General features: G+C 33.4%; 8 protein-coding genes. 6 read left to right on the top strand and 2 right to left on the bottom strand.

Going from position 1 to position 14,185, the window contains the following annotated elements:
- Window positions 1-71 precede the first annotated feature (71 nt).
- The gene (locus tag ABD816_RS03040; RefSeq protein ID WP_344924627.1) at window positions 72-308 is read left to right on the top strand and encodes a hypothetical protein; all 237 of its coding nucleotides are present in this window, start codon (window positions 72-74) and stop codon (window positions 306-308) included.
- A gap of 517 nt (window positions 309-825) precedes the next feature.
- On the opposite strand, the gene ABD816_RS03035 is transcribed toward ABD816_RS03040, so the two are convergent.
- Window positions 826-1,887 carry an endonuclease/exonuclease/phosphatase family protein gene (locus tag ABD816_RS03035; protein WP_344924626.1) on the bottom strand — a complete coding sequence of 354 codons (1,062 nt, stop codon included), beginning with the start codon at window positions 1,885-1,887 and terminating at the stop codon, window positions 826-828.
- A gap of 437 nt (window positions 1,888-2,324) precedes the next feature.
- On the opposite strand from ABD816_RS03035, the gene ABD816_RS03030 reads away from it, so the two are divergent.
- From ABD816_RS03030 to ABD816_RS03010, 5 genes are all read left to right on the top strand, one after another.
- A complete protein-coding gene (locus tag ABD816_RS03030; protein WP_344924624.1) occupies window positions 2,325-5,231 on the top strand; it encodes a TonB-dependent receptor in 2,907 nt (968 codons plus the stop codon).
- A gap of 53 nt (window positions 5,232-5,284) precedes the next feature.
- Window positions 5,285-6,712, top strand: a complete 1,428-nt coding sequence (locus ABD816_RS03025; RefSeq protein WP_344924623.1) for a DUF5689 domain-containing protein — start codon at window positions 5,285-5,287, stop codon at window positions 6,710-6,712.
- A 124-nt stretch (window positions 6,713-6,836) separates the two neighbouring features.
- The gene (locus tag ABD816_RS03020; protein ID WP_344924621.1) at window positions 6,837-7,238 is read left to right on the top strand and encodes a BF3164 family lipoprotein; all 402 of its coding nucleotides are present in this window, start codon (window positions 6,837-6,839) and stop codon (window positions 7,236-7,238) included.
- A gap of 110 nt (window positions 7,239-7,348) precedes the next feature.
- The gene (locus ABD816_RS03015) at window positions 7,349-8,410 is read left to right on the top strand and encodes an acyltransferase family protein (protein ID WP_344924619.1); all 1,062 of its coding nucleotides are present in this window, start codon (window positions 7,349-7,351) and stop codon (window positions 8,408-8,410) included.
- Window positions 8,411-8,702: 292 nt separating this feature from the next.
- Window positions 8,703-8,843, top strand: a complete 141-nt coding sequence (locus tag ABD816_RS03010) for a hypothetical protein (RefSeq protein WP_344924618.1) — start codon at window positions 8,703-8,705, stop codon at window positions 8,841-8,843.
- 494 nt (window positions 8,844-9,337) lie between these two features.
- On the opposite strand, the gene ABD816_RS03005 is transcribed toward ABD816_RS03010, so the two are convergent.
- Window positions 9,338-13,945 (bottom strand): lamin tail domain-containing protein, encoded by a 4,608-nt coding sequence (locus ABD816_RS03005; RefSeq protein WP_344924617.1) that lies wholly within the window; start codon window positions 13,943-13,945, stop codon window positions 9,338-9,340.
- Window positions 13,946-14,185 lie beyond the last annotated feature (240 nt).

Raw genomic sequence — 14,185 nt, 5'->3', positions numbered from 1 at the left:
TTAACATTTTATTTTGTTTATTAACATAATTTTATATATGTTTGCACTTCATTTATAAAAACCCCCAAATTATGAAAAAAATTATGTTTGTTGCCGTTTTAAGTATGGCTCTAGGATTTACATCTTGTGGAAGTGATGATGATGGAGGAAGTAATAGTGGTTGCACAACCTGTTCTTTTGATGGAGAAACCGCCGAGCTTTGCGAAGGAGAAAATGGAACTATTATCGATGAAGATGGTGAAGATACTGGTCTTTCATTAGAAGATTTTAAAGCCCTGATTGCGTTAGCTGGCGGATCTTGTAATTAAGAATTTACAATATATTAAAAACTGCATGAAAAGTAATTTTCATGCAGTTTTTTTATGCTGGATTGACTAAGTATACATTTCAATGTATGACTACCATATTAGGGCATCCTTTGTATCTTACTTGGCCTATAGTATTGCTCGTTATTAATTCCTTAATTATAAAATAAAAATCTAATAGAGAAAAAAGTAAGAAGGACCTTCTTTTCCTTTAGTAAGTAAAGAGTATGACATAATCTTTTCTTTATCTTCTGTTAAGAGAAAATATTGTAAGATTTTCGTTTTTTCTTTGTCTGTTACTACAAATATCCTGTGCTCTTTAGATTTATTACCATCTAGTTGAAACCTAGCTACATCTAAATCTTTAATCTCTTTAAATGGATAAATTGCTAACTCTTTAATTTTTCTTAATTTGATGTTAGGTAATATTCCAGTAGTGTCTATTGTATTTGTTCTTGTTTCTTTTATAAAACGAATTAAATTTTGTTTTCTCTTTTTTGCTTCAGATCTTGATGTATGTTTACCTACTTTCCACCTCTTTAATCAAATAGACATACACAGGAAAATGATCGCTATACCCACCTGTATAAATTCCACCCGCATAACTACGATAGGGATACCCTTTGTATTTTCCCCGTACATTGGTGAGATAAGATTGATTATAGATACCTGCTTTATAAAAGCGATAAGAAGTATAATCTTTGCCTAATAAGCTTTTAGAAACAATGATTTGATCAAAAAGATGCCAACTATCATTCCAGGCAAGCGAACCTAACCCTTTTTTTGCCAAGGTATACATAGGATTATACAACCCTTTTAAGTGAACTTGTTGCTTTTCTGATTTTGCAGCTAGTATTTTTTTGACACTGTTATTATCCGGATTGTCATTAAGATCTCCCATCGTGATGATTTTTGCATAGGGATTGATGTCAAAAATAGAATCAATTATTGTGGCATTAAGTGCTGCCGCTTTTTCTCTTTTATATCTACTTCTGGCTTCACCACCACTTCTAGAGGGCCAGTGGTTGACAATAAGATGAATTAAATCACCATCCAGATAACCGCTTACTACTAATTGATCTCTGGTGTAGATTCTTTTATTAGTATCTTTTAGATCGTATAGTAGCAATTCATGAACTTTACTCTGAGTAGGTTTGAATAACGTTTTTTGATATAATAAGCCTACATCGATTCCTCTTCTATCTGGAGAATCATAGTGTATAATTCCATAATCTTTTGGTAACAGTATCGGTTCATTGATTAAATCTTCCAGCACCTTACGGTTTTCTATTTCTGCTACTCCAAGTAATGCAGGGGCATTTTTTGTAATGTCTGATCCGATTTTAGAAATAACAGCTGCCATATGCTTTAGTTTGTCTTTATACAAAGGGACTGTCCAATGATCTTTTCCGTCTGGTGTTCTGTCATTATCATAGGTAATAGGATCATCTTCTGTATCAAATAGATTCTCCAGATTATAAAATGCGATCGTGTTTATTTTATATGTTTTCTTATGTTGTGCGTAGAGACCAATAGAACCTAAAAAAAAGATAAATGTTAAAAAGAAGCACGAGATTTTCATAAATATAGAGTTCAGATAAATATGTTCAAATTGGAACAAAAGACATTTTTTTTGCTCAATGAAAAAAACGGATATCTGTATTCACATCATAAACTTATCTTTGATTTTTTACCGAATTATTTTCTGTGTGGAATGTATGTTTATGATAAAGAGAGTTTTATAAACGATTTTTTCTTTTTCTTTTATAAAAAATGAATTTTTATTTTTTGTCCAACTATTTTTAGTGAATCAAGACTAAGGGTATTTGTCCCCTTACAAATTCTAGTTCTATTCCCCTGATAATATCTGTGGTACCCATCTACTTTTGAGCTTTTCAAATTTACATAAATCACTCACATGAATCTTAATACCTCTTATGTATTCTATTATGACAAGGGTAGAATACGCTCTTTTTTTTTCATTTTTATAGAAAGAATAATTTTTTATATCAAGCGTAGATGAAGACATTTCAATTTAGAAAGAAGATCTTCTTTTTATTCGCATGTGTAGGTTTTATTTCAATTAATTATAGTCAACAAGCTGGACTTAAAGGTAGCATTGTGGATGTATTCACTAATGAATATCTTGCTGATGTTACCGTTACAATAAAAGGAACCTTAATCTTTACAAACACTAATGACCAAGGAGAATTTGACTTTAACAAGAATGTACTTCCGCTAGGAGAACAAATAGCTGTCATACTTAAAAAAGGCTATATCACTAAACAATTTCCTATCACTATTAATCAAGGAATTATACTGGATCTTAAAACGATTGATTTAGAATATGATTTTAAACAAGAACAACTATCTATAGGTACAATCAGCCTCTCAGATAACGAACTGGATGAGGGTGATGCTACTTCTTCATATAACCTTTCTGGCTTACTCAATGCATCGAGGGATGTATTTCTTAGCGCTGCGGCATTTGATTTTAGCTCGACTTTTTTTCGGCCCAGAGGTATAGGTAATGAGTATGGAAAAGTGTTGATCAATGGTTTAGAAATGAATAAGTTTTCTAACGGAAGACCTCAATGGAGTAATTGGGGAGGATTAAATGATGTACAGCGTAATCAGGAATTTTCTATGGGTATAGCCCCTAATGAGTACACCTTTGGAGCACTATCAGGAACTACTCATATTAATATGAGAGCTTCTCAGTACAGGAAAGGAGGGAGAATATCTTATGCGTCCTCTAATAGAAGCTATACAGGAAGAATCATGGGAAGTTATAGTAGTGGAGTTATGAATAATGGTTGGGCATACACTATTGCACTATCCCGTCGGTATGGCAATGAAGGAATCATAGAAGGAACGTTATATGATGCTAATTCTATATTTGTTGCCATAGAAAAAAAGATAAATGAATCGCATAGTATAAATATAAGTAGTTTTTACACCCCAAATAGGAGAGGGATATCTACTGCAATAACGGATGAGGTGTCTGCATTAAAAGGCAGTACGTATAATCCAAATTGGGGTTACTTTAATGGTAAAAAGAAAAATTCCAGAATTCGGAAAATAGAAGAACCAATAGTAATGCTCAATCATTATTGGAATATGGGAGAAAAGACGAATTTACAAACCAATATTGGACTACAAACAGGCAATATAAGCACTACTAGGCTGGATAATGGAGGAACTGATTTAATAACATTTAATGATCAGGTAAGTTATGTAGGAGGAGGAGGGAGTAATGATACCAATCCTGCACACCCCAGTAATCTTCCTAGTTATTATTTACGAGATGTCAACCCAACTGCTTTGGATTTTCAGAAAGCGTACCTGGCAGAGCAACGTTTTATAAAGGATGGTCAATTAGATTGGAATCAATTAATACAAGTGAATCAATTAAATACACAACAAGGAAAAAATGCCACATATATCTGGTATCAGGATAGAAATGATAGTAACCAATTACATCTTAGCTCAATAGTAAATACTGAGATTACGGATCGTATACAGATTAACGGAAGTATCAACTATAAAATAATGGTTAGTGAAAACTATGCAGAGGTATTGGATCTCATGGGAGGAACAGGCTTTCTAGATGTAGATGGTTATGCGTTAAATAACGCTAATTTATCCATTAATGAATTAATCAATAATGCACAGAGTGACTTACAAAATCCCAATAGAATAGTAGGTGTTGGGGATCGATACGAGTATAACTATGAGATGACTGCGAGTACACTGGGAGGGTTTTTACAGGCACAGGTTAAAACAAAAAAAATCAATTTTTTTATAGGAGGAACAATTTCGCAAACATCGTATCAAAGAAACGGATTATTTGAGAACGGATATTTTCCAGGGAATGAATCTTTTGGGAAGGGTTCTTCGTTAAATTTTGCAGATTATGGAGCAAAAACCGGAGTAACATTTAAAATTGATGGGCGTAATCAGTTAGATTTTCAAACCACCTATTTTACAAAAGCACCCACGATTAGAAATGCTTATTCTAATGTGAGACAAAATAATAATACAGTATCAGATATAGTTATAGGAGATCAGGAAAGTGAAAAAATACAATCTGTTGATGTAGGTTATAGAATCAGCTCACCTAAATTAAAAGTTAGGTTGACAGGTTATTATACCGCTATTGAGGATGCTACAGATATTGGTTTTTTCTATACTAATGCATTATCAGGCTCTTTTGTACAAGAAACATTAACAAATATTGGTAAAGAACATATTGGAGGTGAGCTGGGAATATCTTACCAGATCACTCCAACAATAAAACTTAAAGCTGCAGCAGCATTAGGTCAGTTTACATATACTAATGACCCTGATCTTACTTTAACAAGCACAAGTGAAAGTTTTACCGTTTTTGACGAACGTGATAATGCAGTGAAGCCTTCGCCCAGACCCTTAGGAAAAGCATTACTGAAGAATTATCACGTCGCAGGGGGTCCAGAACGCGCAGCTCAACTGGGAGTTGAGTATCGGGATCCTGATTTTTGGTGGGTAGGCATCACCTCTAACTATTTCTCTAATGCATATATTGATATCAGTCCGTTAAAACGAACAGAGAATTTTAGTATAGATCCAGAAAATGGTATTCCTTTTAATGATTATGATCCTATTATAGCCAGAGAATTACTAAAACAGGAACAGTTTGATGAGTATATGCTTGTAAATCTTATAGGAGGCAAGTCATGGAGAGTCAAAAAGTACTATGTAGGTTTTTTTGCAACGGTTAATAATGTCTTCGATACCTTATACAAGACAGGTGGTTTTGAGCAGGCAAGAAATGTAGATTACAGAAGCGCCTTAGAAGAATCAAATAGGACTGTTCCTGTCTACGGATCCAGATATTTTTATGGAAATAGAACTTCATATTACCTCAATATATATGTACGATTTTAGTAAAAACAAGGGGGTATTTAATCATAGTCAATGACTACATAAAAAGAATAGAAATGAATATAATGAATGTAAAGAAAAGAGTGACCGTATTGTTAGTAACAATACTAATAACTTCCTGTGTACAAAACGATGATTTTGATATTCCTGTATTAGCAATAGAAGAGTCTGTAATTCCAGAATCTGGTATTATAGGAATAGGAGCCGTTTTAGGAAGTTTAGCACAGGAACAATTAAAGGATGATGCAGAGGCCATAATTACTTTTGATACCCCGGATCAGTTTGTACAAGGATATGTCATCTCCAGTGATAGAGCAGGTAATTTTTTTAAGGAACTTATTATTCAGAATGCTAAAGAAAATCCAACCGCTGGGATCAGAATTGCTATTGATGTCAACCCAATGTTCACCAGTTATGAATTTGGAAGGAAAGTGTATATTAAACTAGCTGGATTGTCATTAGGAATATCAAATGGAGTTCCAACATTGGGAGTACTTGATGGAAAAGTGATTGGACAGATACCTTCATTTTCGCAGAACGAATACATTATCAGATCATCAGAAATTACAACGATTACCCCATTAGAATTGGGTATTGAAGATTTCTCTAACAATAAACTCAGCATGTTTATTAAAATCAATGATGTACAATTTAATAAAGATGCCGTTTTGGGTACTACAACACATACTTTTGCTGCAGAACCTACAGATCAATACGATGGAGAACGCATACTAGAAAGTTGTACATTGGGATATTCCTGTATTTTGAGTACGAGTACATTTTCAGATTTTAAAGGTGTATTATTACCAGAAAAACAAGGAAGTATAGAAGGCATATTGACTAAAAACTTTTTTGGAGATGCTTTTAATATAGTTATTAATGATCCTACAGCATTAGTTTTTGATAATCCTGAACGATTTGATTTTTCTTGCGGCACAGCTGATATAGCAGGTACTACCGTTCTTTTTTCTGATGATTTTGAAACCCAAACAAATAGAAAACCCATTACTGGTAATGGATGGACTATTTTTACTCAAGAAGGTACAGAAACCTGGGAGGCTTATACTTCTGATGGTACCAACCCATCCCAAGGGATATCTGCAAGAGTGAGTTCCTATGGATCAGAGGATGAGAGAACAATCGCATGGTTGGTCACGCCGTCGATTAATTTGGATCAACAAGAAGGAGAGACGCTACATTTTGAAACATCAAACAGTTTTGCAGATCTAAGTAACTTAGATATTGTATTTTCTAAAAATTGGGATGGTAATCCAACCACTATAGCGAATGCACGATGGATTACTTTATCAGAGGGTTACATTATTCAAAATTCTGATGATTTTGACGAGTGGTATTCTTCAGGAATCATAGATTTATCTTGTGAAACAGGTGTTGTTTATATTGCTTTTCGTTATACAGGTAGCGACACCGAAGATTTTGATGGAACTTATGAGCTGGATAATATTAGTATTGACTATAATTAAAAATAATCACTACCTTCTATAGGTTTCTCAATGCAATTTTCTTCTCCGTAAGAAACTGTTTCGGCAAACGAGTCATCATATTCTTATGTACAAGAAAAAAAATTAACGCAAGAATTAGTATCAATTGATACTTCAATATATAAGTGTTTTTAAATATGTAGAATGTTACTCTAAAACAGTTGTTTTACCCCATCAAGAAGAACCATTATTTAATGTTACCGAAAATGAGGGCGAAACCATGGTGGGAGTGCCTCAAAATTTCACCCTTGAATTTGATGATATTATAATGTCTGACACCTATATTTATGCACTATATAAAAGACGAAAAGTAGTAGATGATCATCCTGAGAATAGTACAATATATGTTTTTGATTATGATTTGAAACCCTTAAAAATGTTTGTGTTGGATAATTATATTGAATTTTTTGATGTCGTTAATGATACAGTTATATATGGATTACATACCAATTTTTTATCTACTGATGAACAAGAAGTATTACTGTATAATTTAAAAAACATGGAGTAATAAATTTTATTAATATCCATAGTAAAGCAGATAATAAAAAGCAGTAGATAGAAAATGATTACTTTTTTTGATGTTACCAAAAAAACTATCTTCGTTGCCTATTTAGTTAGATGATACGTAGTTTACATGCATTTCGATTTATTTTTGCGTTGATGGTTTTTATGAGCCATCTTAATTATATCATTCCTTCAGAAAATAAATTTTGGTCATTTTTGTATCGTTATATTTTTAGAGAGGGATATATAGGGGTCAGTTTTTTCTTTATGCTAAGTGGATATATTTTAGCATATCGATATACAGATGCAATCATAGAAAAGAGTTTTTCTTTTAAAACATTTTTTAGCAGGCGATTGGCACGGATTTTACCTATGTATTATGTAGGATTATTAGTAGCATTACCACTTTCTTATTCAGAGCTTATATATGGAAACACTCTTTTTTATATTAAAAAGATGATGTCTACCATATTTATGGTTCAGAGTGTGATTCCGGTGAGTGATTATTACTTCTCATTTAATGGGGTTTCCTGGAGTATTTCTACAGAACTATTCTTTTATATAGGTTTTCCTTTAATAACAGCTGTATTAATAAAGCAGCGGTTTATAAAAAGAACACTCATTGCGGTGACTACACTTATTATAATTCTTGCAATTCTGTTGATTGGATATGAAAATGCCTATTATTGGTTATATATCAGCCCAGTTTTAAGAATTGCCGATTTTACCATGGGAATTGGTTTATTTTTATTAATAAAAGGAAGAAGTTTTCAATTATCTATTGATGAAGCTACCAAATGGGAGTATAGGGCATTACTAGTATTTTTGCTCTTTTTAATATTGCAGCCTTATGTACATGCCAATTTTAAGTTAGGTGTATATTATTGGATTCCAATAGGTATAATTATATCAGTTTTTTCTAATGTACAGGGTAAAATCACTATGTTTCTTTCTAAGCCTGTATGGGAAATGTTAGGGCACATCAGTTTTTCATTTTATTTGCTGCACCATTCTTATATAAAGTATTATCAACATTACATGATGCCCAATATAGATCCTAAATGGACAGGAATCGTTATACTCATAATCATTTTGATTAGTATTCTTACCAGTTATGTAACTTATCGCTTTATCGAAGAGCCTGCTAGAAAGTATATTCGGGGTCGGTTTTCTTAATATATATTTATATAATCCGTGTAGTTTATGACAATATATTTCTGTATTATTTATTCGATTATGAATCAAATAAATAATACAGAAATATCTTATTTAGAAAAATAATTGTCAAAGACTCTAACGGCTGGTATTTTTATTTATTTGCTTTTGGCTATATGTCTTATCACAATTTCACTATTTTCTATTTGTAATATATGGGTCTGATTATGATGGTTTTGTAATGCAATATTTTTTTAAGCATGTTGTTGGCTCTATAGTAGCAATGTTAATAGGATAGTATCTTTTTAACCTTATGGGTAAAATTAATATGAATGATATTATCTTTTATAAGGAGATATTGAAGCAAGGAAAAAAAGAACCAAAACTAATATGTTCTTATCCTAGAGAATACTGGATACGATTTGCGAAAGAAGAAATAAGAAAAATAGGGTAATATGCTTTGGTGTATTTATGGATTGATTATCATCATAATTTTACTATTTAATAGATCTCTTATAACTTTTTTAATAACTACTTGGGTAACTAATTTGTTTTCGACTGGATATTATTGGCTTTTTTTGGATTAAATTCTTAGAGAAGAAAAAAGCATATCTGGAAACACCACCACCAGAGATCAAGATATTCCATAACGGTATTTTAGTCAATCAGGAGCATTATATGCCATTTAATACAAGAAATATTAAGAGACCAACTACTGGGATTGTTACGCAATATGATATGTAATGCTTGAGGTTTAAGAGTGTATTAGTAACATCAGAGGATCACGATAATTATTGTTACTACCTTAACCGATACCTCCTGATATAGAAACTGCAACAATTAAGGATTTAAATTTTTAAAAACTACTTCAGTTCAATTCGTTTAATTAATTAGTGAACTGAAGTAGATTATAAACAACATCTATCGTATAGAATGATTTCTAAAAAATTACCTTTTTATAAATTTCTCTGAGAATCTTTGATTTTTAGTAGTAGAATGTATCATATAAAATCCTGAGGCAAAGGGTTGAAAATCAATATTCCATATAAAAATATTAGAGTCTGGCAATATATCATTATTGTACACTACTTTACCATTGATATCCATAATAATGATGTTTGTTTTTTCTGCAGAAAACGATTCAAAAGATATGGATAGCACATCATCAACAGGATTAGAAGTTACAGACATAGTTGTTTTTCCTGAACTAAACTCTTCGGTTACTAATTCTGCATCATAAGCAGAATGGTTTTCAATGCTATTAAGATCTGTTTTTTCGGTTGTTTTATCAGTTGTAATTGAAGTATCGATGCATTGGATAGCGTCCAGATCATACCCATCAGAGAAAAACCAAGGGAATTTTGCAGGATCACTTACATCTACTATTTTTATATATTTAGCAGTATCTAAATTTCCTGTTGCGAGATCAAATGATCCGTCCTGACAAGTAGTGCCTAAGGAGACAAAATCAATCCCATCCTGAGACGCAAAGACTTCTGCGGTTTCAGGATAAAAATTACAAGGAATTGTATAAGTATATCCTGTACTTTCATAGACCGTAAATTCATCACCATCTGGGTTATCATATATCTCATTAGTTAGCTCTAATGTAATAGCTCCACCAAAACCTAAACTCACAAAATTAAAAAATCTGTTTTCATTAGGACTACCTAATGCTTTCTCTGGATTACTTCTATATCCTGATATGTTTCTTCCATCTTTTCTTTTACCTTGTTCAAAAGCAACGATAGTTGCCCCTATACATTCATTAGCCACAACTTCTGGTGTCAGTAAAAACCGTGCAGAAACGGGTAGGTGATCTGAGACAGTAAAAGCATAATCACTATCATATACATCATAATGAACGGTTACTGAATTCTCGATATAGGCTTCTTCTAATTCATTAGTAATGCCAATATGATCGATCATATTTTCTCTTGAAATAAAAGATCTAAGACCCGCTTCACTTAATGCAGAAGATACAATATTATAATTAGCGGTATCATCTACATATTCCTGAAAACTGGAAACTGTACTACTAATATCCGCTACCGTCACATCTACATCATCATTATAATCACCTAGCAATATTACTTTATTATTGGCAAATTGTACATCCAAAGTATCTTTTAGCACCTCTACATCATATTTGCGCATATCATATCTGTTCTGTGGATCACTGCTGTTATTAGCTCTGGCGTGAAGCGCAATCAGATCTAAACGTTCTGTGGCTCCATTGATGGTTACATCTGCAGTCATCAAAAAAGGAAGCCGTCCACTTGCATAAAATCGTGTAGTTGCATCTGGATAATCTACCAAAGCAGAATCATCACCGCCATTATATAACGGATGTATGGATGTAAGCATTGCTCTGGTTTCTACCACAGAAACCGTTTCGGTATTATAAATAAATCCAAGTTTCTGAACCACATCTGTTGAGGTAGGGTTGGAGAAGGCGTCTGATAAAATATAATCATAGCCAGGTAGTAGATTTACTAACTCATCAAATAGTACATCATCCGCAATTTCTACTACGGCATATACATCCGCATTTAATTTTTTGAGTACTGTTGCTGTACTATCTCTTTGGATGGCATCAGATAATGGATTGGATCCAACAGGAGAGTTATTTTCATCTCCAAACCATTCTATGTTAAAGGCTACTACATCAAATGTATCTTCTTTAGGAAAACCTACGGTATCTCCAGGAGCAATAAACTCGGTAGCACAGGGGATATCACTAAATTGTCTAGGTAATAACTGGAAGAATTCATTAAAACGACCTATAACCCCAGTGATTTCAGGACAAGTAATTGGTTGTACTAAACCTACGATATCTGTGTTATTATCAATACGCAATTCACCATTACCGCTGCCATCAATAATAGAAAAGTTAGCATTACCAAATAAAAGATCCCCCGGGTTAGGAAAGGTTGTATTTAGTATACGTACTAATTCTCCTGGATATTCTGATAATTCTGCTAAGGTGATATCTCGTGGGATGATCGGATTCTGAGGAGTTCCGTGTTGTATAACCTCTACGACACCACTAATTTGAATTTGTTCGTTAAAAACAGCACGTGCTCCAGTTAATGTAATAGAATCTCCTACTTTTATATTGGCATCAGCATGAACCTGTTGATCAAAAACAGCAATTCCTCCCGTATTATCTTGTATAAAAGCCGGACCATTAAAACTATCAGTTACCGTCAATACTCCTGTAATAGTTACTGGAGTTCCTTCTGCTACTAATCTGGCATCAGCGATCGATATAATTTCTCCTGGAACGACTATAATACCATTATTATCCGCACCAGGCGTAGGTGCTTTTGCTATATAAGTACTTGTATTTCTTGCACCACCTTCTCCGTTAGGAATTCGCTGTAAAGACTCACTATCTTTACTTCCATTCTCATCTTCATTTAGTTGAGGTTGTTCCGGGTTGAGTAACGCCAACAATTCTGTATCATCTTCATCATCTGTATCGTATACGATAGCATCAATTATATTATCTGTGGTGATTGCTGTACCATTAGGAAAATTTGAGACATCTCCTAAATATAATGCTACAGCATCTGCTCCATTCTGAAAAGTATTGCCAGTAACCACAAGGTTTACGTTAGTAACATTTGCATTACCCACAACAAAATATCCTGCTTCATTGGTAGAAAACCCGGCTAAATCAATTGTGTTATAGCTAGTGTCATTGTTTCCGTTATATAATACCAATACATATCCATCAAGAGGTGTATTACCTACCCCTTCATCATATAATTCAATAAATTCTAAAGTATCGGTACCATTTGTATCTGAGTCTAATTCATTAATAACAAGGTTGACAACCTCTGTTGCATTGGTATTTGCTGAGCCGGGAGTAGGAATAGATTGTGTATAGGAAATCGTATTTCGTAATCCACCGGAACCATTAGGAAATCTTTGCAAAGAATGAAAGTCTTTAGCATCTTTTTCATCTTCATTTACCTGAGGTTGGTCAACATTTAATAATGCTATTAGTTCTACATCATCACTATCATTTGTATCATATACAATGGCATCTTCGAGGTTATCTGTAGTGATTACTGTTCCATTAGGAAAATCGATAGCATCTGCTTTGTATAAAGCTACAGCATCTGCTCCATTTTGTAACCCATTACTGGCAAAAGTTATAGAGACATTAGGGACATCTGCATTTCCAATAAGGAAATAGCCAGTATCATTGGTTGAGAAACCGCTTAAATCGTAGGTAGCATAACTTTGATCAGTAGACCCATTATAAAACACCAGCGTATATCCATCCAGAGAGATATTCCCATTACCCCCATCATATAATTCAATAAATTCTAAGACATCTGTACCTTCTGTATCAGCATCAATCTCATTGATTAGTATAGTTGCATCGTTAGTACCTCCACCAGCGATTATAGTAGCTTGGTTAGGCGTATTAATAGCCTCTCCAGGGTTTGCTACTGCTGCAGGAAAACTTGGTAATCCCTCGCCATCAAAATTATTTCGGACCCAATCAATTGCTGTATCAGTATCTTGTCCATTCGGAAATCTGGAAGCACCACCTACGGTAAAAGAACTTCCATCAAATGATGTTGTCAAAGTTACAGTTGCGTAGGTTATATCTGTGATATCATTATCTTGTACAGCAATGCCATCCACACGTTCTTCCCAAGGGGTACTCTCTAATATTCCATCATCATCCGCATCAAGATCTTGTCCTGGAGTTCCAGTAAAGTTCTTTACTAATAAAAGAGAAAGTGTTCCGTTTTCAAAAATATTACCTGCTAATGATGTTGTAAAATATCCATTGGCATCTGTTGTACCTAGTTGTATTACTTCGTCAATAATACCAGAACCACTTTCATCTCCTTCTATCTCTAATAACCAATATTCACTTAGGTTCATATCGGTTGCTGCTAGTATTTCTACAAATTCATCAGTATCAGCTCCTGTATGATTAAAAACAAACTCATTAATAACAGGTGTTAGTACAAGAGTTCCAAAAACCTGATTTGTATTAATCATACCGTAAGAGTTCGTAGCTACGGATTCCCAGATAAAATCTGTAGCAATGGTTCCCGTACCTACTAATTGCAACGAACTTCCTAAGGGTGTATTATTTGATTCTTCTACACCTATATCGATACTGGTTAATCCGGCGGCAGGTCCATCTATTGCAGTTATTACTCCTTCATAGCTTAAAAATTGTAGTACTGTATTATCTGCATCTACTAATGCAATTCCATCGGGAGCCCCATTTTGTAAACCGGCAGTTGTAACCAGGAGAGTCCCAAATCCATTTTGTTGATCAGGAATTGATCCTGAAAGTGAAAAAGTGTTATAGACAGAGCTATTAGATCCATTATACAGGACCAATGTCCATCCAGAAATATCTGTTCCTGATACGCCAGCAATTTCTATTGCTTCGTCGCTGTCAGTACTGATATTATCATAGTGAATTTCATTAATAAAAACTTGCTGGGAATATCCATACTGGACTTCTGAGAAATAGAAAATAGTGGATAATACTAAAAGTAATTTTAACTTCATGAGTAACCTATTTTAATTGAGTGATTTGTGTCTTGCAATTTATAGCATTGTGGGGTATCGAATTGCTTTATAATGTTAAAAAAAGTTTAATAAATGAAACTTTCATTGAGGATTACTTTGTTTGTTAGTATTTTACTTTTCCGAAAAAAGTTAAAAACGTTTACCAGAGTGAATCTCACTTTAATCTATAGAAGTGTTTTAGTTTGTAGATATTGTGAAATTAAGGAAAGATGAGAAGAG

This window comes from Aquimarina addita, from assembly GCF_039539305.1.
Lineage (GTDB): Bacteria > Bacteroidota > Bacteroidia > Flavobacteriales > Flavobacteriaceae > Aquimarina > Aquimarina addita.
This window is presented reverse-complemented; position numbering and strand designations above follow the sequence as displayed.